General features: G+C 44.2%; 22 protein-coding genes and 1 other RNA gene. 10 read left to right on the top strand and 13 right to left on the bottom strand.

The window, feature by feature from the left end; all coding sequences use genetic code 11:
• Positions 1–21 precede the first annotated feature (21 nt).
• Positions 22–786: an SDR family NAD(P)-dependent oxidoreductase gene (locus ABJF92_RS06670; protein ID WP_446815029.1), complete on the bottom strand. Its 765-nt coding sequence runs from the start codon at positions 784–786 to the stop codon at positions 22–24.
• Between the two features lie 973 nt (positions 787–1,759).
• Here ABJF92_RS06670 and ABJF92_RS06665 point away from each other — a divergent pair.
• Positions 1,760–2,314 (top strand): YaeQ family protein, encoded by a 555-nt coding sequence (locus ABJF92_RS06665; RefSeq protein WP_446815028.1) that lies wholly within the window; start codon positions 1,760–1,762, stop codon positions 2,312–2,314.
• A 21-nt stretch (positions 2,315–2,335) separates the two neighbouring features.
• On the opposite strand, the gene ABJF92_RS06660 is transcribed toward ABJF92_RS06665, so the two are convergent.
• On the bottom strand, positions 2,336–3,079 hold the full coding sequence (locus ABJF92_RS06660; RefSeq protein WP_446815027.1) for a dienelactone hydrolase family protein: 744 nt from the start codon (positions 3,077–3,079) through the stop codon (positions 2,336–2,338).
• A 77-nt stretch (positions 3,080–3,156) separates the two neighbouring features.
• Between ABJF92_RS06660 and ABJF92_RS06655 the strand changes: the two genes are divergently transcribed.
• Positions 3,157–4,257, top strand: coding sequence for a tRNA-queuosine alpha-mannosyltransferase domain-containing protein (locus ABJF92_RS06655; RefSeq protein WP_446815026.1), 1,101 nt, complete (start codon positions 3,157–3,159; stop codon positions 4,255–4,257).
• Here ABJF92_RS06655 and ABJF92_RS06650 read toward each other — a convergent pair.
• Genes ABJF92_RS06650 through ABJF92_RS06640 form a run of 3 tightly spaced genes read right to left on the bottom strand, consistent with a single transcriptional unit; the run spans position 4,254 to position 7,876 of the window.
• Positions 4,254–4,904, bottom strand: coding sequence for an ATP-binding cassette domain-containing protein (locus ABJF92_RS06650; protein ID WP_446815025.1), 651 nt, complete (start codon positions 4,902–4,904; stop codon positions 4,254–4,256). The two genes, ABJF92_RS06655 and ABJF92_RS06650, sit on opposite strands and share 4 nt — an antisense overlap.
• A complete protein-coding gene (locus ABJF92_RS06645; protein ID WP_446815024.1) occupies positions 4,898–6,646 on the bottom strand; it encodes an ABC transporter permease in 1,749 nt (582 codons plus the stop codon). Before ABJF92_RS06645 ends, ABJF92_RS06650 begins: the two co-directional genes overlap by 7 nt.
• Positions 6,647–6,676: 30 nt before the next feature.
• Positions 6,677–7,876: an ABC transporter substrate-binding protein gene (locus ABJF92_RS06640; RefSeq protein ID WP_446815023.1), complete on the bottom strand. Its 1,200-nt coding sequence runs from the start codon at positions 7,874–7,876 to the stop codon at positions 6,677–6,679.
• Positions 7,877–8,040: 164 nt separating this feature from the next.
• On the opposite strand from ABJF92_RS06640, the gene ABJF92_RS06635 reads away from it, so the two are divergent.
• The 3 genes from ABJF92_RS06635 to ABJF92_RS06625 are packed head-to-tail and all read left to right on the top strand — an operon-like array spanning position 8,041 to position 12,479.
• The gene (locus ABJF92_RS06635) at positions 8,041–9,183 is read left to right on the top strand and encodes a succinylglutamate desuccinylase/aspartoacylase family protein (RefSeq protein ID WP_446815022.1); all 1,143 of its coding nucleotides are present in this window, start codon (positions 8,041–8,043) and stop codon (positions 9,181–9,183) included.
• 11 nt (positions 9,184–9,194) lie between these two features.
• Entirely contained in the window at positions 9,195–11,504 is a 2,310-nt protein-coding gene (locus ABJF92_RS06630) for an ATP-dependent helicase (RefSeq protein WP_446815021.1), read from the top strand.
• Between the two features lie 24 nt (positions 11,505–11,528).
• A complete protein-coding gene (locus tag ABJF92_RS06625; protein WP_446815020.1) occupies positions 11,529–12,479 on the top strand; it encodes an isopenicillin N synthase family dioxygenase in 951 nt (316 codons plus the stop codon).
• Positions 12,480–12,509: 30 nt separating this feature from the next.
• Here ABJF92_RS06625 and ABJF92_RS06620 read toward each other — a convergent pair whose 3' ends face one another.
• From ABJF92_RS06620 to hisI, 3 genes are all read right to left on the bottom strand, one after another.
• Positions 12,510–13,283 (bottom strand): class II glutamine amidotransferase, encoded by a 774-nt coding sequence (locus ABJF92_RS06620; RefSeq protein ID WP_446815019.1) that lies wholly within the window; start codon positions 13,281–13,283, stop codon positions 12,510–12,512.
• Positions 13,284–13,322: 39 nt separating this feature from the next.
• Positions 13,323–14,990 carry a methyl-accepting chemotaxis protein gene (locus tag ABJF92_RS06615; protein WP_446815018.1) on the bottom strand — a complete coding sequence of 556 codons (1,668 nt, stop codon included), beginning with the start codon at positions 14,988–14,990 and terminating at the stop codon, positions 13,323–13,325.
• Between the two features lie 221 nt (positions 14,991–15,211).
• Positions 15,212–15,625, bottom strand: a complete 414-nt coding sequence (gene hisI, locus ABJF92_RS06610; RefSeq protein WP_446815017.1) for a phosphoribosyl-AMP cyclohydrolase — start codon at positions 15,623–15,625, stop codon at positions 15,212–15,214.
• A 215-nt stretch (positions 15,626–15,840) separates the two neighbouring features.
• On the opposite strand from hisI, the gene ABJF92_RS06605 reads away from it, so the two are divergent.
• Positions 15,841–16,347 (top strand): hypothetical protein, encoded by a 507-nt coding sequence (locus ABJF92_RS06605; protein WP_446815016.1) that lies wholly within the window; start codon positions 15,841–15,843, stop codon positions 16,345–16,347.
• 67 nt (positions 16,348–16,414) lie between these two features.
• Here the strand turns inward: ABJF92_RS06605 and ffs are convergent.
• Positions 16,415–16,511, bottom strand: an RNA gene (gene ffs / locus ABJF92_RS06600) — signal recognition particle sRNA small type.
• 179 nt (positions 16,512–16,690) lie between these two features.
• Here ffs and ABJF92_RS06595 point away from each other — a divergent pair.
• Positions 16,691–17,416 carry an SDR family oxidoreductase gene (locus ABJF92_RS06595; protein ID WP_446815015.1) on the top strand — a complete coding sequence of 242 codons (726 nt, stop codon included), beginning with the start codon at positions 16,691–16,693 and terminating at the stop codon, positions 17,414–17,416.
• 18 nt (positions 17,417–17,434) lie between these two features.
• Here ABJF92_RS06595 and trmJ read toward each other — a convergent pair whose 3' ends face one another.
• The 3 genes from trmJ to ABJF92_RS06580 all read right to left on the bottom strand — a co-directional run bounded on the left by trmJ (position 17,435) and on the right by ABJF92_RS06580 (position 22,047).
• Entirely contained in the window at positions 17,435–18,205 is a 771-nt protein-coding gene (trmJ, locus tag ABJF92_RS06590) for a tRNA (cytosine(32)/uridine(32)-2'-O)-methyltransferase TrmJ (RefSeq protein ID WP_446815014.1), read from the bottom strand.
• A gap of 33 nt (positions 18,206–18,238) precedes the next feature.
• On the bottom strand, positions 18,239–19,531 hold the full coding sequence (locus ABJF92_RS06585) for a J domain-containing protein (protein WP_446815013.1): 1,293 nt from the start codon (positions 19,529–19,531) through the stop codon (positions 18,239–18,241).
• A 71-nt stretch (positions 19,532–19,602) separates the two neighbouring features.
• Positions 19,603–22,047 (bottom strand): EAL domain-containing protein, encoded by a 2,445-nt coding sequence (locus ABJF92_RS06580; protein WP_446815012.1) that lies wholly within the window; start codon positions 22,045–22,047, stop codon positions 19,603–19,605.
• Positions 22,048–22,221: 174 nt separating this feature from the next.
• Here ABJF92_RS06580 and moaC point away from each other — a divergent pair, with 174 nt between their 5' ends.
• The 3 genes from moaC to ABJF92_RS06565 are packed head-to-tail and all read left to right on the top strand — an operon-like array spanning position 22,222 to position 23,398.
• A complete protein-coding gene (gene moaC, locus ABJF92_RS06575; RefSeq protein WP_446815011.1) occupies positions 22,222–22,713 on the top strand; it encodes a cyclic pyranopterin monophosphate synthase MoaC in 492 nt (163 codons plus the stop codon).
• Positions 22,700–22,954, top strand: coding sequence for a MoaD/ThiS family protein (locus ABJF92_RS06570; protein WP_446815010.1), 255 nt, complete (start codon positions 22,700–22,702; stop codon positions 22,952–22,954). The genes moaC and ABJF92_RS06570 overlap by 14 nt, the downstream gene beginning before the upstream one ends.
• Positions 22,955–23,398 (top strand): molybdenum cofactor biosynthesis protein MoaE, encoded by a 444-nt coding sequence (locus ABJF92_RS06565; protein ID WP_446815009.1) that lies wholly within the window; start codon positions 22,955–22,957, stop codon positions 23,396–23,398. It begins immediately after the preceding gene.
• A gap of 13 nt (positions 23,399–23,411) precedes the next feature.
• On the opposite strand, the gene ABJF92_RS06560 is transcribed toward ABJF92_RS06565, so the two are convergent.
• The gene (locus ABJF92_RS06560; protein WP_446815008.1) at positions 23,412–24,659 is read right to left on the bottom strand and encodes a tyrosine-type recombinase/integrase; all 1,248 of its coding nucleotides are present in this window, start codon (positions 24,657–24,659) and stop codon (positions 23,412–23,414) included.
• Between the last annotated feature and the right edge of the window lie 349 nt (positions 24,660–25,008).

Here is a 25,008-nt window from a genome sequence, read left to right as displayed (position 1 = left end):
GCCATTTTTTATGGGGTAGGTTTACATGTTGTAAACGCCGCCATTGATGTCCAGAGTGGCTCCTGTGATGAAACCATCGTATTCCGAGGCTAGGTAAGTCACAGCGCGGGCTACGTCGTCGGCGTTACCCGCACGTTTTATTGGAATGCCAGCGGTTGTTTCATCTGCAGATTCTTTGCTGGTATGAGTGTTGTGGAAGGATGTACCTAGGATTAAGCCAGGAGCCACCGCGTTAACACGAACACCTTGCGGGCCAAGTTCTGCAGAAAGGGCGCGAGTGAAGGTTAGAATTGCACCTTTGCTGGTCGAATAAACCAAAGAGCCTGGGTGGCCACCCTTACGGCCAGCAAGAGAAGCTAGGTTTACTATGCTGCTGTTTTCGTTCTTGGTTAAGTAAGGTGTTGCGGCGCGAGTTACAAACATCATGGAGGTTAGGTTGATGTCCATTACCTTGTGCCAGAAATCGGTTTCCATTTCGTTAAGTAATTTACGCGCGACTAAAGAGCCTGCGTTGTTGATTAAGATGTCTAAGCTGCCAAGTTCGCTAACGGTTTTTTCAACCAGTGCGTTAGCTTGTGTTTCATCTGTAAGGTCGCCACTAATGGCGATTGCTTTTTGACCTTTGCTTGCAGCGTATTCGATAAGTTTGTTAGCCGTGCCGGCACTAGAAAAGTAATGAATGGCAAGGTTTGCGCCACTATCAATTAGGTGCTTAGTGATGGCTTCGCCAATACCTTGAGCGCCAGCGGTGATAAGAATGTTCTTTCCTGTCAATTTATTATTCATGTTATTCCTATATTAAATACAGTAGACAATGTAAAGAAGGCTTTTTGCCTCGTTCATTTCAGGGAAAGTTATCAAGGGGTGTGACCACATCCTTGGCCTGAAATTGTCATACAATAATATACGAAAATTCACTATGGCGTGTAGTCAAAAGGGAAATTTTCTCATTGCTCATTGCCAGCAAAATTCAACCCAAAAGATAAATAAAATATATAATTTATTTTATTGTTCTTTTGTGAAGAGTATGGTGGGTCTTCCACAGAAAGAGAGTAAAGAATCTTAGGGCGTAAAAATCAGTGATTAGGTCGGGTTGGTTTGTGGGCCAACCCGACCTAATACTCACCTTGGGTTTATGGGGTCTATCGGTGGGCTTTGATTAAGTTCACACCCTAGTTTTGTATTTCTTGGGCTGAGTGGGCGAATTTTTCCATGGTCACGATAAAACCCCAAATCATTTAGGTAATGATCGTTTAGGTGGTTCAAGCTTCTTTGAGTGCGTGCTTGATGAAAGTAGTTTTTTGCGTAGTTGAGTAGGGCGATTAAGCTCATAAATTTTCTCCAATAAAAGGCGAAATTTACGAGGTTTTGAAAGGGAATTCGAAGCAAGACCGCGTAAATTTCGCGGTCAATGTAGTGGTTTTACCTAGCCATTGAGCGCGTGACAAAACGAATGGTATTTCGTTTTGAGCAGACGGATCGAGAGATGGTGGCGTAGGTCACAGCGTTAGTAATCATGCGTATCTCCTTCAAATAAACTCAATGGAATTAACTTATTTCTAAAGTGAATAAGTATCTATATTCAGCCTGATAAGCGCTTTTATGTCAACCAATTGTGGTGAAAAAATAGAAAGGTATTTTTTCACGAAAAGTGACGGTTGAGTTTAGCCTTGTTAACCACTCCTGTCGGCGTTTTTGCTGTACAATACACGCGCCCAATATTGGGCTTTCATCCTTTTTAGAGTAGTGATTCACCAGCATGGCCATTAAAGCAACTGTCTACAAAGCATCCGTACAAGTTTCCGATATGGATCGTCATCATTATCAGGGTTACGACCTAACATTAGCGCTACATCCATCTGAAACTCAGGAACGAATGATGGTACGTTTGGCGGCATTTGCATTGTTGGCCGATGAAAAAGAAGGTGAGGAACAGCTCGCTTTTACAAAAGGAATTAGTACAGAGGATGAGCCGGATCTCTGGCAAAAAAATTATTCCGATGAAGTGTTGATGTGGGTAGAGTTAGGGCAACCGGATGAGAAGCGCCTTCGTAAAGCCTGTGGTCGTGCTCAACAAGTCATTGTTGTAAATTATAACGACAAATCCGATATCTGGTGGCAGCAAAATCAAGGTAAAAATAGCCGCTTTGATAACCTACGTGTATTGCAGTTTGTTGAGTCACAAGTGGTGCAGTTGGCAGAGCTTTGTGCTCGATCAATGCAGTTGAATGTCACCATTCAAGACGGTGAAATGTGGATCTCAAGTGAGCGTGGTGAATGTTTGATGACGCCAATATGGCGAGGCGAATCCTAGTCCACCTCGCGATAGGTCGCTTTAGCTTTTATGCAGGGTGTTTTTAAACAAAGCGACGGCTTTTGCGTAAAACTCTAAGGCTAATGCGGGATCGTAACGGTCCCCTTCGTCACGCATAAAAGCGTGCTGGCCATTTACTTCATACCAAGTGAAATTGCGCTCGGTATCCATCAATTGCTGATAAACCTTTTGACGGCCAGTAGATGGTACGTGAGGGTCTTGTTTGCCCCATACCATGACCAATTCGCCTTGAATTTCCTCAGTGCGAGTGAAAGAGTCGTTGCCTTCTTCGCATGGCAGCGTATTGGAGTGGATGTCTGTTGCATAAAGACAAAATGCTGCTTGTATGCAAGGGTTTAATGCTGCTCGATAAGCTAAGTGCCCACCAAGACAAACGCCCATTGCGCCAAATTGGCCACTGCAATAATCTTCTTGCTCGAAATAACTGATCATCGCCACAGTGTCGCTGTCATGGGCTTCTAAAGGCTTGGTGAATTTATCGTTATTGCCCTTGTCCTTCCCTTCATCGTCATAGCCCAATACTGTACCAATAGGGTTAAGTTCGTGATGAACTTCCGGCACTAATACGACAAATCCGTGACCTGCCATAATGGCCGCTGAACGCGCGATAGGGGCAGTTTGCTGGAAGATTTCAGAGTAAAAAATAATGCATGGGTAGCGACCCTCTGCTTGGGGGCGATAGATGGTGCAACGCATTAAGCCTGTAGGGGTGGTAATGTCTTGATCGTGTTGTTGGATGATCATGGTGTTCCTTAAATTGTGTTACTTTCCTACATGATATGCGACCTAGCTTGGAAAACGAAGAATAGAGAAGGAAAATCGTGAGAATATTATTGATCAGTGCCTATGAGGCAAGCAGTCATAAAGCTTGGGCGCACACATTAATGTCGGGATTGAGCGAGCATCAATGGCAATACCTGGCGTTACCTGCAAGGCACTTTGCTTGGCGTATTCGAGGCAATGCATTAAGTTTCGCCATGGATGCTAATTACAGGTCGTTGTTAGATGCCCAATACGATCTTGTGGTAGCGACCTCTATGACAGACTGCGCAGGTCTTAAGGCGCTGTGTCCGAACTTACAAACGATTCCTTGGTTGCTGTATTTTCACGAGAATCAATTTGCCTATCCTGCTAATGACAAGCAGCAAGGTTTGGTGGAAATGCAGATGGTCACTTTGTACAGTGCCATGGCGGCTGATATATGTGTGTTTAACAGTCGCTTTAACCAGCAAAGTTTTTTCGATGGCGCCAGAGCGTTACTCAAAAAGCTACCAGATTACTCATCCCCTAACTGGTTGCAGGCTGTTGAGGCGCGCTCTTGTGTATTGCCTGTCCCCATTGAAGTCGCTGCGGATTTAGACAAACCTGTTAAGCATGACTCTTCTGGGTCTATCAAACTGGTTTGGAATGCCCGCTGGGAATTTGATAAAGGCCCAGATAGGCTGCTGGCTATATTGCAAGAGCTGGAGACACGGCGTTTAGATTTTAAAATTGCCGTCTTAGGTGAGCAATTTCGTGAAGTGCCAAAAGCGTTTGATGAAATAAAGCAGCGGTATTCCCATCGTATTGAGCACTTTGGTTATGTACCAAGGCGTAAGCAATACCTGAATTACCTTGCTAAGGCAGATGTGGTGCTCTCAACCGCCTTGCATGAGTTTTTAGGGTTGGCGGTGTTGGAGGCTGTGAGTCTAGGTTGCATTCCTTTGCTGCCTAATCGTCAGGTGTATCCAGAGCTGTTTGCAAAAGACTATTTGTACGACAGCATAATAGAGGATGTGGAGCAAGAAGCCGTGAATGCGGTCGATACGCTTCTAGCTCTGTTGGAAAACCCCCAGCCCTTGCCTAGTTGTCAAAGTTTTAGTCGTAAAGAGCTCTTGCCGAGTTATCAGGCATTATTCGAGCAGTTATCAAAGTCTAATTAAGCCTTGTTGGCCGGATGGAAGGGCTTTAAATCCAAGCAATTGCCCTGCATGGCGCTGGCATCCTCTGTATCGTGAGTGACCAGTAGGGCTGGAATGTTGGCGTCGCGAATTTCTGCTAAGACAAACGCCCGCACATCTCTTCTTAAGGCTGGATCTAGTTTACTGAAGGGTTCGTCCAATAACAGAAAGTCTGGCTGGGCGAGCAAGGTTCTAAGTAAGGCAACGCGGGCTTGTTGGCCGCCTGATAGCTGGTCCGCCATGGCGCAAGCTTTATCGGCTAACCCAAGCTTAAGTAAGGCTTGGTGAGCCTGTTCTGCTCGCTGTTGCTTTGGCATTTGTTCTGGAATGGCAAATAGCAAATTTTCCAAAATGCTCATGTGCGGAAATAGCAAAGGGGACTGCTGTAATAAGCCGACTTTACGACTTTGGATAGACTTTGCGTGAATCGGCTGTTGGTTGAGTAGTATTTCGCCTTGGGCGCTGAGCTGAGGCGCCAAGGTGCCACTAAGATAACTCAATAAGCTGGATTTACCGATTCCACTTGGCCCCATTATAGAAAGCACTTGGCCGTTTTCTATGTCGAAGCTTAAATTGTCAATGAGTTTTTTGCTGCCATTATGTAGGGTGAAGTTTTTTAGACTTAGCACTGGCGATCCTTTTGTGTTTGAGAAGTGGTTGGGCTGAGTCTTAAAAATAGGCTCTTGCAGGCCAATCGCCACTTTGTCCAACGAGGTGGTAAGCTTTGGGCGAGCCAAAATACCAAAATTGGGAAGAGGGCTTGAAGCAGGGCCATGGCACCCACTTGTTTTCTATCGCCTGATGCCGCTTGGGCGACAGCCTCGGTAGTCAGTGTGCTGTAGCGGCCTTCGCCCGCAATCAAAGTAGGTAAGTATTGAGCAATGCTGACCGAAAAGCCGATCGCAAAAGCGGTAAACAAAGGTGGTTTGAGCATAGCCAATTTGATTTTGAAATAGTTACGCAATGGTTGATGATTTAAGCGATTAGCTTGTTGTAAATAGCTTTGGTTAAATGCCAAGTAGGGGCCTTGCAGTGTTAAATACACATATGGCAATACATACATGAGATGTAGGGCAATAATGGCGCAGAGATCACCGTTTAAATCTAAATAAATTAACAATACATGCAGGCCAAACAAGAAACCTATTTGAGGCAATAAAATCGGCACATAAATGAGCCAATCAAATATGTGTCGAGTATGGCGTGTGCCAGCACTTTGGCGCTTGCTTTCCAGCATTAGTAGGCTAAGACCACAAGCTAATAGCGTCGTAATGGTGGCAATGGTCAGGGTATTGGTAGAAAGCTCCATCAGTAATGGATAAGCCCGAGAAAGGTTGTCCAAGGTCCATTGGGATGGCAGCGCATCAGGAAAGCGCCAGCGTTTGGCAAATGACCAAATTGGCAATAACAGCAAAGCCACAACACTCAGTAGTAGGGTGAACTGCCCTAAGAAAGCACCAAATCGAAGTAGATAGTCGGAAGGGCCACAACGTCGGCCATTGCTCCGTTCCGCTCGGGTTAACAGGCTTAGTAATTTATGGCTCATTTCCCAACCCGCTAGGGTGAAGACGATAACCAGCATTAAAATGACGGCGCCTGCACTGGCCACAAAGCGCATGGCAAGGTCTGGGTCATTAAACCAGCGTAATAAGGTGACCGCCAAAGTGGAGGGGGTGTTAGGCCCAATAACTAGGGCTAAGTCCACGACGGTTAGGCTAAAGGCGATAACAATGAATAAGGGTAAGCGAATGATAGGGTAAAGCTGGGGGATTAATACCTTGCGCCAAAGGGTTAAGCGACCATAACCAAGGGCTTGTCCCACTTCTAGGCTTTGTCTGGCTTTAATGCTCTTCATCGAGGACAGCATGACAAACAGCAGGTAAGGCATTTCTTTTACGATTAAAGCGAAGATTAGCGATAAGCCATAAGGGTCTTGCACACTGATCCAATTAGGGGGGCGTTGAAAGTCCGTTAGCCATGGGCTGAAAATCCGTACCAACCAACCCGATGGGCTTAGTAAAAAGAGTAATCCAATGGCGATGGCGGCATGGGGAATGGCTAAAATAGGCGCTAACAAGCTCTCTAATTTTGCAAAAATTGGCTTTTGATAGCCCCAAGCTAACAAGGATAAAGCTAACCATAATGACAGTATCGGGGCACCAATACCTGTTATTAGCGTGAGTTTTAAACTGCTATGAAATTCACCCTGAGAAAATAGCTTAGTCCATGATGTCAATGAGAACTGATATTCCCCGAGCGGTGGAAAATAATGGAAAGCAGGTAATATAGTGCCCACTAATCCTATGACAATAGGAAAAGCGAGCAATAGGCCAATGAGTGATGCTAGCCAACGAGAATGAGATAATGACATCTATTTTTTTACTTCACCAAGTAAGATAATTTATTGGGCATAACGTGTACGCCATTCGTTTTCTAGGGCGGTGCTCCAGCTGCTGTGAGGCTCCGGTAAAGTATTGCCTAACTCTTCAATGGTCAGTGTGGCAATACCACGAGGTAAATTATCAAATTGGCGTTGCGCTTTTTCGCTTAACTTATTATAAGCTAAAACACTCAAATCTCCCCAAACGGTTGGCGTTTGCTTATAGATTTGTGCTTCAAGAGAAAGTAGGAAGTTAGCAACCACTTGAGCGCCTGCTTTGGCGCCACTGTTGTAAGGAATGGCAACAAAATGTGTGTTACCGATAGTGCCTTGATCAAACACGTAGGAACGAACGGAGTCAGCTAGATTACCTTGATCGATCTGCACAGACGCTGCGGATATATCAAAACTCAAGGCGATATCAATTTCTTGATCGTCCAGTAGGCGCATCATTTCTTCAGAACTCGATGGGAATGTTTGGCCATTGCGCCAAGCCACCTGATGAAGTTCATCCAAGTAGTGCCAAAGCGGCGCGGTGACATTGGCAAAGTCTACCGAGTCAACAGGCTTGAGAAGAACAGATGAGTCTAGAGTTGTCTCATGTAGGATTTGTTTTAAGAAGGCTGTACCAACAAATTGTGGTGGTTCTGGGTAAGTAACGCGGCCTGGGTTTTGCTTGGCATAAGCCAGTAGCTCTAGGCTAGATTTTGGTGGAGTGGCCAATGTTTGGCTGTCGTGCATGAAAATGACTTGTGCCATCCCCCAAGGAGACTCCATGCCTTCTACTGGCGTACCAAAGTCTTGAGTCAGGCTTTGTCTTGCATTTTCATCAATATAGGCCTGGTAGTTGGGTAGGTTTTGTGAGAAAGGTCCAAACAGAAGTTGGTTGTCTTTCATGGCACGAAAGTTTTCGCCATTGAGCCAAATGAGATCGGTTGAGCCTTGCTGATCTTTCCCTGCAGCTTTTTCAGCGAGTACCCTGTTAACCGCATCAGCGGTATCGGTAAGCTTTACTTGCTTTAGGTTTACATCGTAGAGATCTTCAATTCTGTCTGCTGCCCATTGGATATAGCCATTTATATTATCGGCTCCCCCCCAAGCGTTAAAATACACAGTTTGCCCTTTGGCTTCATCTAAGGTGTCTTGCCAAGCGCTGTATGCAGGCAAGCTGCTAAAAAGTAAAGAAACACCTAAGGAAGCGGCTGCAAACGATAATTTCATCAATCTCTCCGAATTAAACTTATTTTATGAGTCTTAGACGTAAGGTAAGTTCAATTTATTACAGTAGTTTTTTAAAGGAATAGGTTTTTATTAACAAATTGATTTAGCGTAACATGTTGCAGGCTCAAATGGACTGAGTGTTTTCCAATTTAATTCGAGGTGTTATGGCTTATCAAACTTATTCACATACGCTACCTAGTGCGACACCGGGCACACAGCGGGTTTTAAAAGCCCATCATTTTGGTGAGGCGGGCGCCCGACCTAAAGTCTATTTACAAGCGGGCTTGCATGCGGATGAATGGCCAGGCTTCCTCGTGCTCAACCGCCTGCTGAAGCGTTTAAAAACTGCAGAAGAGGCAGGCTTGATTCAAGGTGAAATCATCATAGTGCCGGTGGCTAATCCTATTGGTTTGGCGCAAAACTTTCACGGTTATATACCAGGTCGCTTCGCTTTTTCTGATGGGGGTGGGAACTTTAACCGCAATTGGCCGCAACTTGGCACGAAAGTCGAAAAACGAATTCAAGGGGAAATAACAGGTCATGAAGATCAAGACTTAACCCTAATCCGGCAAGCCATTAACGATGAGTTGGCCTTGCTTCCTGAAGCAACGGAGCTGCAAGGCATGAAGAAAACCTTGCTGGCCTTGTCTATGGATGCAGATGAAGTTATTGATCTTCACTGTTCGGGGGAGGCTTCTATGCATGCTTATGTAGCGCAAGAATTTGAAAGTCATTTTGCTCCCTTGCTGGCGTTATTAGGCGCAAAAGTTGGTTTGTCGGAACTGGACACTGGCGCATCGTCTTTTGATGAAACCAATGTCAGTGTGTGGCGTCATTTAAAATCCCATTATGCGCATTTAATACCTTGGGGCGCACGTTCACTAACCCTTGAGCTTCGTGGTGAAAATGATATTTCTGATGAGTTTGCCGAGCAAGATGCCAAAGCCTTGTATGACTATTTCATACTGCGTGGCGTCGTAGCGGGTGAGCCTCCTGTGGTGGATGTGAGCGCAGTAGAGTATTACCCATTAGACGCTATGGATCTGGTCAAAGCGCCTTGTGCAGGTATTGTCTGCTACCACAAAGACATTGGCGAAGAAGTAGTGGTTGGTGAGGTGATCGGTGAAGTGGTTAATCTTATGGAAGACGATGTTAGTTCTTCTAGCTATCCGCTGGTGGCGCGGACCAATGGTGTGTTCTTCGCACGAGTGCAACGCAGGTTAGTCGTGTACGGAGAGTCCATTGCAAAAATAGCTGGCCGAGAGCATTTGGCTTTTCGTGAGATTGGTCACTTATTTGAAGATTAGGCAACGTTATTTTGAGTCAGATTCAAACAGAATCCGTTAAGGCGTTTCCCTTAACGTTAGAACAACAACAAGTTGTTCAGCACGATGTTACCAAGCCGGCCAAAGTGATCGCTGTGGCCGGTGCGGGTAAAACCACGACACTTATTTCTCGGATTGAGTACTTATTAGCTCAGGGGGTTGCCGCTCGGAGCATCGGCGTTTTTATGTTTAATAAAAGTGCTCAAGAAGAGTTTACCCAGCGACTCACCCTCCATCTTCGCAAAGCGGGTTACAGTGCTGTGCCAAGTGTGATGACGTTTCACGCTTTTGGTATGAAGCTGTGCCGCCGCTTGGAGCAACAGTCTTGGTTGCCAAGTGCAAAATTAATCACTGATGACTTCAGCTTGGTTAAACGTATTCGTGAAGCTCAGCAAAGATTGTTTCGTCAAGGAGTGAAAATCACCCTTCAAGATGAGAAAGACTGGCTAGAAGATGTTTTGTTGTTTATTGATCAAGTAAAGGCCTCGGGTTTACCTGCAGCAAAGGTTTTCAGCGAGATGTCTTGGTCAAAAGAACGAGATTTCTTTGTTCCGCTGTATGAACAACTCGAACACATACGTAAGCGGGATAACATCCGCTTTTTCTCTGACCTACTTAGTGACCCTCATGCTCTGTTATCCGAGCTTGACGAAAGTGAGTGTCACCGAGTGCGAGGGCAGGTGCCGGCCTTTAGCCATCTATTAATCGACGAGTTTCAAGACATCAATCCTTGTCAGTATGAATTGCTAAAGCAGCTTTATGGGCAGTCTTGCCAGTGGATGATAGTCGGTGACGTGCAGCAGTGTATCTATGAATGGCGTGGTGCGAGCCCCAGTATCATGGCACAACAGTTTGACGAAGAATTTCCCTCGGCGATCACCTACCCATTAAGTCAAAGTTTTCGATTCGGCCACGGTGTAGGTTTAATGGCCTCCAGTGTTATTAGCGAAAATGATAAACAATCGTTGGTGCTTGGTGTTGGGGATCAAACTCGTGTGTCTTTTGCTCGGGCGCCCAAAGTAGGTAAAGCCTTACTGGGGGAATTAAAAGCTTGGCTCGAAGAAGGGCAAAGCTTGAACGACTGTGCGGTTTTGGTTCGCCTGTACAGTGACATGGTGCCAATTCAGCTGGCGTTAATGCATAAAAAATTACCCTATCAGCTACACGGCGACTCACCCTTATTGGATAATCGTCAGATCCGCATGTTAATGGCTTACATGGCAGTTATGGCGGGCGGATTAGAAGATCCAAATGTGTTTTTTAATCCAGATGATGTGGAATACTTGCTAACCGTTCCTAGTTTAGGCTTGGCGGCTGCGCAGCGTAATTTATTGGTTCAGCAAGCTAAGCAGTCTGTTCACTTATTGCCACAAATGATTGAGTCTTTGGCAGACAGTACCGAGGGTTGGCGAGCGAAGAAGCTTTATGAGCGGGCCGATTGGTTACGAAGTTTAAGTATTTATAAGAATGATCCAGCCCAAGGTTTGCAACATACCATAGAAAAACTAGGCATTTATCGTTACTTTGAAAGTACCAGTAATAAAGACATTCAAACCCAAGAGAAAATCGCCACCTGTGACGCCTTTATGGCCTATGTCAAAGGGGTTGGCAGTGATGCCCAAGCAACCCTGCTAGAGCTGGCAAACTTGAATGCAGGGCTTAGCAATAGTGACCATGGTATTCACTTAATGACGATACATAAGTCGAAAGGACTTGAGTTTAATTTGGTGTTGGTATCAGGTTTGCAAGAAGGGCGTTTTCCCTATTATGAGGAAGATTTAAGTGCCATTGATAAGCAGGCTGCCCTAGAGCTTGCCTCAGAGCGGCGTCTATTTTACGTGGCGATCACCCGTGCTAAGCAAAAGCTGGTGATCTTAGAAGCTCCAAGCACCCAAGAGCATAAATGCTTAAAGCTTGGGGAAATCCCTAGAGCAGCGTTAAAGAGTTTATCGCTATCGCGCTTTGTGTTTGAGGCGCAGCCTTATGCGGTCAGTCAAATTTGTAAGGCCTTATCGGGTGAGCTCATTAACGCGCCTATCGATACAGAGAAGGGAGGAGTGTTTCAGCGCTACTTGAATGCTCTACCAGAAGTGCCTGAGCTTACGTTTCGACAGCGCATGGGAGATTCTCAATCTTCTCTTAAAGCGGGAGACAAAGTTCGCCATGAGCAATATGGGCAAGGTGTGGTTGTGCGACAGGAGCAAAACGGTAAGCAGATGATTACCGTCGATTTTGGTGAAGTCGGGTTAAAACGCTTCAACCCTAAATATACTCAATTGATTAAGTTGTCTTCACGGACATAATTTTAAAAGCAGGAGAATCCTTAAATGTCTATTCCTCTCATTGATCTAGCGAAGTTGACCCATGCTAGTAAAGACATTCGACAAACTGAAATTAGTGCTCTAGATAAAGCCTGTCGCGAAATTGGCTTTTTTTATCTGGTCAATACAGGTATTTCTTCAGAGCTAATGACCGGGCTTATGACTCAAGCAAAGCGCTTTTTTGCCCTTCCTCAAGAAGATAAAAAAGCCATCGATATCAAAAGCTGTGTGAACCATCGCGGCTATGGCAGCATAGGGGAAGAGCAGCTGGATGAAGTGGGTCATTCCGATTGGAAAGAGACTTTCGATATGGCGTTGGACCTACCTAGCGATCATCCTTTGGCGGCGAAATACCCCACCATGTATGGTCCTAACCAGAATCCATCTGACCCGCAAACTGTTGAAGTATTGCAAGAATATTATGTGCAGGCATTCGAAGTGGCACAGAAGCTTCTTACTGCCATGGCAACGGCGTTAAAGCTAGAGGAAGATTTTTTTACTCGATGCTTCAAAGATCATGTCACCGTATTGCGTATGATTCACTATCCGCCACGCCCAAGCCAGGATCATGATAATGGTGCCGGCGCTCATACAGACTACGGTTGTGTCACCTTGCTACTGCAAGATCATATCGGTGGCTTACAAGTAAAAAATCGCAATGAAGAGTGGGTAGATGCTACGCCAATCAAAGACGCCCTAGTGGTTAATATTGGTGATCTCATGCAACGTTGGACGAATGATGAATATGTTTCGACAGCGCACCGTGTAAGAGCTTCTCAAGCGGATGTGCATCGCTACTCTTTCCCATTCTTCGTGGAGCCAGATTACGAAACCGAAGTGGCTTGTGTACCAAGTTGCATGGCTACTGACAAGCCTGCTAAGTATGAGCCTATCTTAAGCGGTGATTGGATTCAGTCTCGTTTCGATGCCACTTATGCTTACAGAGAAGGTAAATAATCTCTCCACTGTAAGTTGTGGGTTGGTTAATTAAGGGATGTTAGGCAGAGGCTCGATTGTGTAGCCTTTGTCTGAGATTCTTGCTACATGGTCTGCCGGCACGAGCTCCCACCCCTTATTTGATAGGTCGAGAGGTTCAGAGCCGATCACAGTATGTTGCTCGTAAGCCTTACAATACAGGCTTGGGGCTTTGTCATCACTAGAGTAACGAACCGCAATAATCTCTTCACCGTTTGACAACACCGCGGTAAAACGCAAGGGCTCAGAGATATTCTTTGCCGCCATGACTTCTAAAATCTGTGCAAGAGTCGTAGTAATGGCCTTGATCGGGTCGCTTTCTAAGCCATTGGATATCATCAACAGAAATATCACTTCCGAATCCGTTGCGCCTTGCTTTTCATTGTACAGGTGTTCTGGAATCATGCGGTCCAATTGCCAGCGAATGGATTCATATTCGCCAACTTGCCCATTGTGCATAAACAACCAGTTCTTATAGCTAAAAGGGTGACAATTGGCTCGGCTGGTGGCGGTGCCAGTGGACGCTCGGACATGAGCAAAGAACAGAGGGCTCTTTATATGCTTAGCAAGACTTTTTAAATTACAGTCACTCCAAGCAGGTAAGATCTCGTGATAAAGGCCAGGCTCTTCTCTTTCATCATACCAGCCTAGGCCAAAGCCATCGGCATTGACCGTTACGGTAGATTTTCTTGCACTGATGCTTTGATGTACCAATGAATGTTCTTGTTCAAACAATAAGGACTCAAGGTAAACCGGGGCACCTTTATAAGCCATCCAACGACACATCTTTGCTCCTAATAATGAGGCTGAGCCTCGTTTGCTTTATTACACTTTAAAATAGCTGATCTTGCGAGATAACTGAGTCGCCAAGTGGGCGAGTTTTTCGGAAGACTCGCTGATGGCATAAATCGATTCAGTGGTTTTTACCGCAATGTCAGAGATATTGCTGACGTTCTTGCTCACATCCGCTGTCACTATGGCTTGCTGTTCTGCAGTGGCGGATATTCTGTCATTCATGTCACGAATCTTGGTCACACTTAAGTTAATATTTTGTAACGAGGCTTCTTCATGTTTAACCTGTGATACCGCATTTTCTGAGCGTTGTTGGCTGCTGGACATGGCGGTAACCGCGCTGGTGGCGCCCGTTTGCAATACCGTAATCATTTTCTCAATTTGTTGAGTGGCATTTTGGGTGTTTTGAGCAAGATGGCGAACCTCATCGGCAACCACTGCAAAACCACGGCCTTGCTCGCCCGCTCGGGCCGCCTCAATGGCAGCGTTCAAGGCGAGTAGGTTGGTTTGTTCCGCTATACCCAAGATGACATTGAGAATGTTGCTAATCTCGTTTGTATTACTTTGCAAGTCGTTAATAGTTGAGGCGGAACCGGAAATTTCAGACGTGAGTTCTTCAATACTGGAGATGGTGCTAACGACAATTTCCATACCAGCATTGGCCGCGCTTTCTGCATCGTGGGCGGCTTGGCTGGCTTCTGCGGTGGACTCAGAAACATGTTGGGCCGTCGCTTGAATTTCATCGACAGCTTGGGAAATACGGCTGGTTTCCTGTTGTTGCTGATCAACCATTTTAGATGATTGATCCGTAATGATATTAAGATGCTGAGCCGATTCACTTAACGAGCGGCTAGATTCTGCTACGTCGTACAAAATACTGCTGAGTTGGGTGACGAGTTTATCCATCGCCACTTCGAGTAAGCCAATTTCATCTTTACGCTTACTGGTGCCAAGGCTTTCTTTAAGTTCTCCTGAAGCAATTTCTTCCGCGCGTTTTACTGCTTGGCGTAATGGACCACAAATGCCATTGACAATCACTAGACTGATAATGATGCCAGCCACTATGAGCACACCTGCAAGTACGCTGCTGGTGAGCAGCGCTTGGTCTAATTTAGTATTCTGCTGGGAGGCTACCTCGTTAGTGTATTGATCAATATGGGTAATGATGCTTTCCATTTGCACTTGTACATTGGCTAAGCTGGCATCGGCAATTCGACGAGCTTTGTTCGCTTGCAGGGTCTTTAACTTAATCCACCATTCATAAGTCGTGTTGCTTGCCTCCAAGAAAGAAGCTTGCTCAAGCTCTAGCGTTTCAATTTCTTGGTAAAGAACGTCTTTGAATTCGTTGTCAGGCATTTGTGCTAATACAGCTTTTACATTAGTTATGCTGTCGATCATCTCTGACGTAAACGCTTTAAACTTTTCCGCAGACTCTGCGACTTGTTCGATGCCGTAGCCGCCCATAGATTTGGCAATGGAGACTTGGAAAAAGCCTCGTTCGAATTCAACGGACTGTTGCAACAGTAATTGACGGCTTTTTTCTAAATCCGTAGTAAGTTGTAAACTTTGTGATGATAGTTGTTGCAGCTGATTCGAAACGGACTTACTGGTGAAAGTAGAACTGATGCTGACACCAATGATGACACATGAAAATAGCGCAATTAGAGCGAGAATTTTTGTACGAACTGAAAAGTTGATCATATTCATTACCTTTCGGGTAGATTAATCATGCTTAGCAACAACTGTGCCTTATCAGATATTTAGAGGCAAACCAAATGTATATCGTTAATACAAGCAGGCACTAAAACTTCAAAGTATAACTTTACTGACAAGTGATCTTTTGAATCACTAGTAGGCATTTGTTGGCGATTTAAAAAGGATGTTAGGAGATCCGTCCGTAATCATCCCCTAACCAAGCTAATTTAATTGCACTGTTCAGGTGCGGAATCAATGACAATTTCATCATTGTCTACAGTAAAGAAGAAACAGTTTCGTCTATTAGTGTGACAGGCAGCACCTTTCTGCTCTACTTTTAATAAGATGCAGTCTCCATCACAGTCAAAAGACATAGACACCAATGTCTGACGGTGGCCAGAACTTTCCCCTTTGCGCCAGTAGGTTTGTCTTGAACGAGACCAATAACACACTTGGCCTGTTTCGAGTGTTTCTCGAATGGATTTTTCATTCATATACGCCAGCATTAATACCTCTCCAGTATCGTGCTGTTGAGCAATGGCAGCTATTAAACCTTGATCATCCGTTTTAAGGTTAGTGAGAATGGTGTCGAGGGGAAGTCTTTCTCCTTTTGGGAGATCTTCAAAGGCTTTCAAGCTCATAGAGGATAAGGTGTCCTGTAAATGTAATAGAATGTAAACACTATCTTACCGTATTATTTCGATACCTTGCTAATCTAAAATGCTAATAATTGATCCAATTTCGGCATTTTCATCTGCTATTTCATGTTTAGTCTAGACTAAAGACTCTCCAGGTTGTTAATTACCTACATAATAAATTGTACCTATATTTGTATCGGTAAAAGAGAGGTTAGGTTATGCATCAGAGTGAATTAGAAAAAATCGCCTTGGAGCATGAGGCCGCTAAACTTTTTATGCGCTACTACGAACGAAATACGGGTAAAGCCATTCGCCATATTTGGCACAATGACCCAGTGCGTCCAGATGTATCCTGTATGTTTGAAGGAGAGCGCTTAGATATTGAAATCGCCCATCTATATGGCTCCGAAGAGGAGGCGATGGAAATTTTAGGTCGTGACCTCACTGATAAAACCCGACAGGTATTGTACAAACTAAAGTGTGAGCCTGCGGACGATAGATTATTATCTTCGTTAAATCGTATTCTGGAAAATAAAGCCACTAAAACATATCAAACAAAACGCGTCTGGTTAGTGATCCGTAATGCTCATCCAGCTTGGCAACAAGAAGACATTAAAGCTTTGGAAGATAAAATACTGATGCCTACAGAACATGTTTTTGAAAAAGTTTGGATACTTGCCGATATGGAAGGAAAAACGGGTATTGTACGAATTTATCCAGCTTAAATAAGCATATTAAGATAAAAGTTGTGGTTTAGATAAGTGATGGAGCATTTCTAAAATAAGGTGGCATCTCTACCAGCCACACCTCGGCACACGAGTCGATCGTTGTGGCTGCTTCCTTCCGGACCTGACCAGATTCACGATTTATCGTTGCGAGGGGACCAGCAGAGACACCATAGAGGAGGCCTGTGACCTTGGGGCGAGATTATACGCATGCCATTCTAAATATCAACCTGCTTTGTTCTATTTTTCAATGGATTAGCTAAAAAGCTAAGTTATTATTTTGTTTGCCTAAATGTTAAAGTGCGAACCTAGTTTCGCAGGCTAAAAATAATAGGAGAAGGAAATGGGTAAATTAACGAATAAGGTCGCGGTTGTGACAGGAGCGGCCTCAGGTATTGGTTTAGCCAGTACAAAAGCCATGTTGGCAGAAGGCGCTAAGGTCGTTTGTGTGGATCGCGATGAAGCCACTTTGTTTGATCTTAAGCAGCAGCTGGGAGATGGCTTTATACCTTTTGTGGCGGATTTGTTGGACCCTGTAGCCTGTAAACAGTTAATTCCTAAGATTTTAGAGCAAGTGAACACAATCGATATTTTTCATGCTAATGCAGGTTTGTATGTGGGTGGGGATCTGGTGGACGCGGATGTGGATGACATAGACCGAATGCTAAATCTAAATATCAATGTTGTGATGAAAAATGTGCGACAAGTCATTCCCCATATGGCGGCAAGAAAGACAGGTGACATTATAGTGACCAGCTCATTGGCAGCCCATTACCCAACCCCATGGGAGCCTGTATACGCATCTTCTAAATGGGCGATTGATTGCTTTGTTCAAACTACTCGTCGGCAAGTCTTTAAAGATGGACTACGTGTTGGCTCGGTATCTCCAGGGCCTGTGGTGACATCTCTTTTGGCGGACTGGCCGGCGGAAAAATTAGCGCAGGCGCAAGCCGAAGGGAGCTTAATCGATAGTCAAGAAATTGCCGAGATCATTATTTTTATGCTGACAAGGCCGCGAGGTGTGACGATTCGTGATGTGGTGGTATTGCCTACTAACTTTGATTTGTAAGTAGGCAATATTGACCAATTAAGACTCTTTTCGAGGTGGGTTCTTGTCGGTGTTGCCATGATTATTGGCATCGGTAAGACCCGCCTCTCTTTGCACCGCTGCTAACACACCACGTAAAATGCCCAATTCTTGTTTCTCGGGTCTGGAGCGATTAAAAAACCTTTGCAGCTTGTCTAAAACCTTGCCTGGGTGATTCCGCACGATAAAGTTAATACCGTACAGCGTTTCCTCTAAATGCTGGTGGAATAAATCCATGTCTTTTTTGTGGGGGTATTCAGGGGTGGTTTGTTCGGTGATTTTGGTATTTTGGTTAGCCATCCAAATTTCATAAGCCACAATTTGAACCGCTTGGGAAATGTTCAATACAGGGTACTCTTGGTTAGCATCGATATAGACCTGGCGATGGCATTGAGCAATTTCTTCGTTTAAAAGTCCGGTAGTTTCGCGGCCAAAAACAATTGCCACATTGTGCTCTTTCGCTTCTGGAATAACGCTTTCGGCACATTCTCTTGCATTCATAATGGGTAACTGGAAAGTACGGTGACGAGCACTGGTACCGATGACTAGGCTACAGTCGGCAATAGCGTCGTTCAGGGTGTCGACTATGGTGGCATTTTCAAGCAGATCCACAGCCCCCGCAGCACGGCTGGTAGCTTCTTCTGATGGATAGTCATTCGGGTCTACCAAATAGAGGTTAGATAAGCCCATATTTTTCATGGCACGGGCAATCGCGCCAACGTTTCCAGGGTGAAAAGTGTTGATCAATACAATGCGGATATTACTTAACATTTGGTCTGAGTACTCATTATGTTGAGAAAGGATTTATTGAGCTTGCAAGGTTAAAGATTGTTCTGTGCTGGCAAAATCAACGTTATTTAAGATGACACGGATTTTATCATCAAAAAGGAATTTATTGCAGGCATGATGATAAAGTGACCCTGTCTCGAGTGATAATCGATATTGCCCTCTAGGAATAAAGTTTGCTGCATAGGCTTGTTTGGCATAGAGGTAAATCGAGAAGGGTGGGCGACCATCAAAAGACTCGAAGGTTAATAATGAGGCCGTGGGTAATTGATTGAGTATTCGTAAGCGGCTGTTGCCATTAGCATCGCCGATTAAAGCGCCATGTTTGGGGGCGGCTCCGGGTTGTCCTAAGCATTGAGATTGTAACGCCTGCTGCGCCCCACCAAAGCCTATGTTACGGGCATCTACCCAACCATTAGTTTGCTGGTATCGCACGGTTAGCCAATCCCCTTGGGCTTTGATGCTTTGGATGTCTTGTAGTGCTGGTATTTGGGCAATGTTAGGGGCATGCCCATGGGGCTCTGCTTTCAAGGACGTAGGCTTTATGGTGTGGTTCAGACCGGTACGATATTGCGGATACAAGCCTGTCTGGTATCGATTTTCAGGAGGGGCTTCAGCGGGCGTATTGTTGGATTGCCAATATAGCGAGGCATAAATGCCAGCGGCAAAGCACACGATATACGTCACAACACGAAACGCGGCTTTAGCGGCATAGAGTCGAATAGGGGCGACTTGAGGCTTTAATGGTGTGTCATAAGTGCTGGTCATCTGCTCATGAAATGAGGGTTGTTCTGTCTGGAAGGCATCATCAGAACGCAATGATTCCTCAGACATGCTTTCATTATCTGTATGGGCATAATTAAACGCGTTATTATTTTTAAAGGCTTCTTCATAAAGGGCTTTGACGCGCTTTTCATTTAAAGCATTTCTGGCCGCTTGAATCGCATCGTTTCGAGCTTTGTCTTGATGGGCATTGTTGCGCCGCATTTCTTCGTAGAGGCGTTGCTGCTCTTTTATATAGGCTCTTTGTTCTGCGTCCGTCGTTTGAGTCGAGTGTGACGGCTCTGTGTAGCTTGGGTTTTCAGCACTAAACTGGAAAGGTTGCCAATGATTCACTTGCTCACCGCGTTTTATGGCGGCCAATATGTTTTGGTAGGCCAGTTGTAGTTTTTGAAAGTGAGCCGTTGTGTCTTGTGTGGGATTTTTATCTGGATGATAAAGTCTTGCTAAGCGCCTAAAGGCGGCTTTAGCCTCTTGCTCAGTTGCATGGGTAGGGATTTCTAGGAGTCGATAATCGTCTAATAGGCTCATGCAATACCAAGTTTTTACGGTCTAAACGGAAGGTTGGTTATTATGCATGAATTGCTCTTAGGGTTAAATCCTCATTGGAATTTTGTTATCTCATCAAGATAAGCTTGCGTAGACATAGGGCGATAGAAATAATATCCCTGAGCCGCTTGGCAATTCCAGCTTCTAAGCAAATCTGCAATCTCTTTCGTTTCTATGCCCTCGGCAACACTGATGATACCCAGCTCTCGGCTAAGATTAATCATACTTTGACAAAGTGTTGCGCTTTGGGGGTCATCCATAATTTTATCAATGAAAAACTTATCAATTTTTAGCTCGCTGGCATTAAGGGTAACCAGATTCTGCATGGAACTATAGCCCACCCCAAAGTCATCTATAGCAAGTTTGAACCCTACATCGCGCAAACGTTTAACATTTTCCACCACCACATGGCTTTTTTGGAAGATACTGGTTTCGGTCACTTCAATAAAAAATTGCTTGGCTAAAATGTTGTATTTTCTTTGTTGCTCAATAACTCTTTTGGCAAAGTCGGGCTGCAATAAGTCTTGAGCAGATATGTTGATAGACAAGGTATGGCCAATTAATTTGCTTTCATGTTCTGATGCCCACTTGAAAGCATTGCCAATGATGAAATTTGTGAGCTTGTGAATCAGTCCAGATTTCTCCGCAAGCGGGATAAATTCTCCTGGAGAAATAATACCCAGATCGTCATTTTTCCAGCGTAGTAATATTTCTCCCCCAATAATTTCTCCATGAGAGAAGTTCACTTGTGGTTGAACTTCAAAATATAGTTTGTGTTGTTCAATGTCTTGAGTAAGCCGCGTGATTAAACGTAATTGATGGGCTTGATTACTTTCAAGGCTTATATCATAGGCAACCCAATTGGTGGGCAATTGAGCAGAATTACAGGCAACCAAGGTGTTTTGGTATAGCTTATCTATCGTTTTACCATGAATGGGATAGATGGTACTGCCAATTTTATATTGATGAATGAATGGCACTTTATCAATAGAGATGGGAGCGTTGAGAGTATCTTGGACCTTAGTGATTTGAGCCTCTAAGTCGTTAACAGACAGGCTAACAAAAGCGACTCTGTTAGAGGTTACTCTAATTAAATGTTTGATTTGATGATCTGGCATTTCCAGTTCTAAGATCGCATTCATTTCACCAAGGGTGTCATTTAGCTTGTTAACCAGTTTTGAGAAAGTAGCGTCCCCACGGGCTGGTCCGAATGCTTGGCTTAATTGAGCATGGCTGGATACTTCAATCATAACAAAGACAGCGCTAGGCTGATCTTTTAATAAGCTTGTTAATGTTTCTAGGCAAAAAGAGCGGTTTGGCAGGCCAGTGAGAGAGTCTGTAATATTGTTGAGTTGTCGGTTCTTTTCAATGATTTTCGCTTTGTCGGCAAAGGCAAAAGAAAAGCCTAGTAGCTGCAGTACACAGGAAATTGGTAGGATCATTTCTGTAAGCATGTTTACAGGCAGTATACGCCAATAAATCAATGTGCTGAGCATACTGCCGATCATTAATACTAACCACGAAAAAAGATAAAAGCGGGCAGCGACGAAACCGTTTTTATAGGCTTTAATTCCCCAATAGTTACAGCATATAAACAGCACTAGCTCAAGGGTGAGCATTATGGCTGCTATAATTGGTGCGGGTAAAAAGAAGGAGCTAACTAGGTAGTTGATAAATAGCCAATCGCCATACTTGCGAACGATAGAGTCTTTACCGAGAACACTTAAATCTTGAAAAAATAAAATACTAAATCGGAAAAGCATCCAAGCGCAAACACCAAATAGTGTAAAGACCTGATGGGCAAGCCATTGGTTGAGAGCTTGGCCAAATAGCCACTGATTAAAGCCAAGCAACACAGAAAGAGAGATCAAAAGAGCGGCGTTTAGGGCTAAGTAGTAGAAAAAACCAGAATAGCGCAACAGGAAGAAGACAAATAAGTTATGAGTCAATAGCGCTAATAAGCTGCTGAACACGATTGCCCAAAAAATTATTTTGATACTTTTTTCGTTAGCGGCTTTTTCGACAGAGAAAAGAGTGATCGGAGTAATAAGAGGGTGAGAGCCTTGTTTTCGAATGAGTAGGGTGGTTGAACGCTCTTTTGAAAGCTCAATGGGAACCCAAATACCGTCGCTGAGTTTATCCGAAGCTGGTGGATTCTGAGCGTACCCATAAGCCCAATGTTGTCGTAAATTGCTACCATCAAATAGATAAAAATCCAGTTTTTCTGTTAGGTAGTAGTTAAAATTGAGCTGTATTTTATCGGCATTAGAAGATGAGGCAAAAGTTAATTTGTGCCAAAAAGCCTTATCTGAGAAGCTTTGAGAGAGTGAATACAGTGAGGTGCTATAGTTTGCTCCAAAGGCTTGCTCAGGCGTGAGAGGGCTATCTTCTTGGTGAGTAGGTATGTCATCAAGCAATTCTCCTAGTGGTATAGTCACATGGCCAGCCCAACTCAGGTTTGCTATTAAAAATGAAATGAATAATACGATGAGTTTCATTTAAAGCCATCCTAGCTTAGTAACATGTATAGATAAGTTGATTAATCATACAAATATATGTGCGCCTATTCTACATGGTACAAGCCTAATTAATATAAAATAGAAAATATATCACTACTAATGTAACTCGTTGTTATCATGGTAAGTATATTAACTCAAGATAAGAGCTTATTTATGACAAATGAATCACTAACCCATCTAGATGAGCAGGGTCATGCTCATATGGTAGATGTGTCCGATAAAGCACGAACTAAGCGCGTTGCGATTGCTCAGGCGCAATTATCAATGAAAAGCGAGACTCTTAAGTTAATTCTTGAGGGCGGTTTACCAAAGGGCGATGTGTTGGCAACAGCCCGTATTGCGGGTATTCAAGCGGCCAAAAAAACCTCCGACCTAATCCCACTTTGCCACCCTTTAATGCTCTCTAAAGTTAGTATAGACATAAATTTACTTTCTGATACAAAATTAGAAGTTTTATGTGAATGTACGTTAACAGGTAAAACTGGCGTGGAGATGGAGGCACTAACTGGGGCCAGTGTTGCAGCTCTCACTCTGTATGATATGTGCAAGGCTGTCGATAAAGGTATAGTGATCCAAAATGTTGCTTTGGTTGAAAAAAAAGGTGGCAAAAGTGGTGATTGGAGCATGTTAAATGAACAAGTTTAAAGTTGTTTTCTTTGCCTCGTTACGCGAAAGTCTGGGTATCGCTGAAACTGAATTAGAAATGCTTCAAGACATGACGGTGGCGAAATTAAAGTCACATTTGGCGCAAAAGCTGCCAAATGGCGAGCTTTTATTGCAGTCCGGTATTCAAGCCTCTATTGATTTTGAATTTGCTCGAGAAACTGATGTCGTGACAGTACAGACAACAGAAGTGGCTTTTTTCCCGCCCGTAACAGGAGGATAAATGATTCAAGTTCAGCAAGATGATTTTGATGTGGCGGCATTATACAGAGACCTTCTAGTAAAGAATAAAACCGGTGCTGTGGCGATGTTCGTGGGGTTGGTTCGCGAGTTTGCCCCAGACGGTGGCGATAAAGGCTCTTTTGAACTTGAGCATTACCCTGGCATGACAGAGAAAAATTTGGCGTCCATTGTTGATGAAGCAAAACAGCGTTGGCCATTATTAGCCACTCATGTGGTGCACCGCGTAGGTCAGCTGTCTGTGAATGATCAAATTGTTTTTGTCGGGGTCAGTGCTGGGCATCGAAGTGAAGCTTTGCAGGCCTGTGATTTTATTATGGATTATCTGAAAAGTCGTGCGGCTTTTTGGAAGAAAGAAACTCAGGGTAATCAAAGTAAATGGGTCGAGGCTAAGCAAGAGGATTTACAAAGCCTCGAAAGGTGGTGAGTTGCTGAGATTATTAATGGGGGCGGATGAGCTTTTTTCGTCCGCTGGCGTGTCTTTCTCTGTACTCAGTATCAATGTATTTATCGGTCGTGGCCATACTAGCATGGCCAGCGTCTTCACGAACATGCTCTTTTGGTCGGGTCTTTACATCTTCAGAAATGCCTGTGTGTCTTAACCAGTGAACGGTTGCAACTCGCAAGTCGTCTGCATCCGTCGCTAACCCTTCAGAACACATTTTTTCATAGCTTTTATCGAAACAAAATTGCACGATATTGCGTACCTGTCTGGAGCTGGTCATTGCACCTTGCCCTCTATTTTTAGGGATGAGAGGGGTGCTTTCTGCAACGGTTGGTAAGGCAGGCAGGTTACGAAATTTACGGTAGCGAATTAGTGCGGACAGCATATCATCTGAAACGGCGACTAATCTTTCTTTATTACCTTTGGATAAAACTTTAAACCACCAATGTCCATCGGCATCCTTGATAAAGTCGCCCATGACGGGAGCAGACCTTTCATCAGCCACCAATTCGGATATCCGCAGATACATTCCTAGCAATGCGTTCATGATGAACAGGGTTCGTTCGTGAGTTGCGGGGTCTTCCTGAGCTAACTCTTCTGCGGTATCAATCACATAATCCCATTGTAGGTTCGAAATACGCCGAACCTGCTTTCTTGTAACTTCCTTTTTGACGAATTTACTCTTTTGGCGGATCAGTGCAACAGGGTTTTGTTGTACGGCATCTTCTTGCATTAGAAACCCATAATAAGAAGACAAGATCGAAAACGTTGCGCGAATGGCGGCTTGAGATAAAGTGTGATGCTTGGCTAAAGGTGTTTCCCCTTCTTTAAAATCGAGCTTGCTAACATGAGCCACAAAAGGTCGCCATGTTGGGTTCTGTATGCGTCCTCCCATATGGTTTTTAAAGCGAGAAACGTTTTTGGTACCGATCCATTCTTGTGGTGGCGACATACAAAAGTGAATGAACTCTTCTATTTGCTCTCTTCTAAGGTCAGTAGTTGGGCATGTTTGGGTCTGCCAAGACCACAGGATTAGGCGCTCAACTTCACGGCGATATGAATTAAAGGTAGCGACCGAACCGTTGTAGCTGTAAATGAAGCAGAGAGCTAGCTGAAGGTCTCTTCGGTAATCCGTTTGGTCAAGTTTGTTTTCATAAGCGGATAGTTGATTGGTTACCTGATCAAACTGGGTGAATGGATTGGGTAAATGCTCTAAGTTGTCTATTAGGGCTAAAGGCGTCATAGGGAAGAAATCCGAACAATACAAAAATATGCTTTATGTTAGCGCTAAGAGAGGGAAAACCCTAGCACAAAGCCGTCAATTGACGAGATGACTACTCCTAGGCAAGTAGCGAGTGAGTTTTTATTTCCTTTTCGGTAGTGAAATTTTGAATAGGTTAGGCTTGCTATTCGATGGAATGTGCAAATGTCGTGCTCATTCTTTGCGATAATCTTGACTATACATGGATGTTGAAAGTTTTTCTGGCTTTTCCTTTGCAATATTCTTTCTTATTCCGCGCTCTGGTGAGTATTTTTTTGACACTTTATTTTATTGTGCACCGATTACTATATATGGTGGCATTTTTGCCCTA

Source organism: Marinomonas sp., assembly GCF_039940335.1.
Taxonomy (GTDB): Bacteria; Pseudomonadota; Gammaproteobacteria; order Pseudomonadales; family Marinomonadaceae; genus Marinomonas.
This window is presented reverse-complemented; position numbering and strand designations above follow the sequence as displayed.

Excerpts from the sequence above, each read along its gene's own strand:
- ABJF92_RS06670 (WP_446815029.1), bottom strand. The coding sequence starts at position 786 with ATGAATAATAAATTGACAGGAAAGAACATTCTTATCACCGCTGGCGCT.
- ABJF92_RS06665 (WP_446815028.1), top strand. The coding sequence starts at position 1,760 with ATGGCCATTAAAGCAACTGTCTACAAAGCATCCGTACAAGTTTCCGAT.
- ABJF92_RS06660 (WP_446815027.1), bottom strand. The coding sequence starts at position 3,079 with ATGATCATCCAACAACACGATCAAGACATTACCACCCCTACAGGCTTA.
- ABJF92_RS06645 (WP_446815024.1), bottom strand. The coding sequence starts at position 6,646 with ATGTCATTATCTCATTCTCGTTGGCTAGCATCACTCATTGGCCTATTG.
- ABJF92_RS06640 (WP_446815023.1), bottom strand. The coding sequence starts at position 7,876 with ATGAAATTATCGTTTGCAGCCGCTTCCTTAGGTGTTTCTTTACTTTTT.
- ABJF92_RS06635 (WP_446815022.1), top strand. The coding sequence starts at position 8,041 with ATGGCTTATCAAACTTATTCACATACGCTACCTAGTGCGACACCGGGC.
- ABJF92_RS06625 (WP_446815020.1), top strand. The coding sequence starts at position 11,529 with ATGTCTATTCCTCTCATTGATCTAGCGAAGTTGACCCATGCTAGTAAA.
- ABJF92_RS06620 (WP_446815019.1), bottom strand. The coding sequence starts at position 13,283 with ATGTGTCGTTGGATGGCTTATAAAGGTGCCCCGGTTTACCTTGAGTCC.
- ABJF92_RS06615 (WP_446815018.1), bottom strand. The coding sequence starts at position 14,990 with ATGATCAACTTTTCAGTTCGTACAAAAATTCTCGCTCTAATTGCGCTA.
- hisI (WP_446815017.1), bottom strand. The coding sequence starts at position 15,625 with ATGAGCTTGAAAGCCTTTGAAGATCTCCCAAAAGGAGAAAGACTTCCC.
- ABJF92_RS06605 (WP_446815016.1), top strand. The coding sequence starts at position 15,841 with ATGCATCAGAGTGAATTAGAAAAAATCGCCTTGGAGCATGAGGCCGCT.
- ABJF92_RS06595 (WP_446815015.1), top strand. The coding sequence starts at position 16,691 with ATGGGTAAATTAACGAATAAGGTCGCGGTTGTGACAGGAGCGGCCTCA.
- trmJ (WP_446815014.1), bottom strand. The coding sequence starts at position 18,205 with ATGTTAAGTAATATCCGCATTGTATTGATCAACACTTTTCACCCTGGA.
- ABJF92_RS06585 (WP_446815013.1), bottom strand. The coding sequence starts at position 19,531 with ATGAGCCTATTAGACGATTATCGACTCCTAGAAATCCCTACCCATGCA.
- ABJF92_RS06580 (WP_446815012.1), bottom strand. The coding sequence starts at position 22,047 with ATGAAACTCATCGTATTATTCATTTCATTTTTAATAGCAAACCTGAGT.
- moaC (WP_446815011.1), top strand. The coding sequence starts at position 22,222 with ATGACAAATGAATCACTAACCCATCTAGATGAGCAGGGTCATGCTCAT.
- ABJF92_RS06570 (WP_446815010.1), top strand. The coding sequence starts at position 22,700 with ATGAACAAGTTTAAAGTTGTTTTCTTTGCCTCGTTACGCGAAAGTCTG.
- ABJF92_RS06565 (WP_446815009.1), top strand. The coding sequence starts at position 22,955 with ATGATTCAAGTTCAGCAAGATGATTTTGATGTGGCGGCATTATACAGA.
- ABJF92_RS06560 (WP_446815008.1), bottom strand. The coding sequence starts at position 24,659 with ATGACGCCTTTAGCCCTAATAGACAACTTAGAGCATTTACCCAATCCA.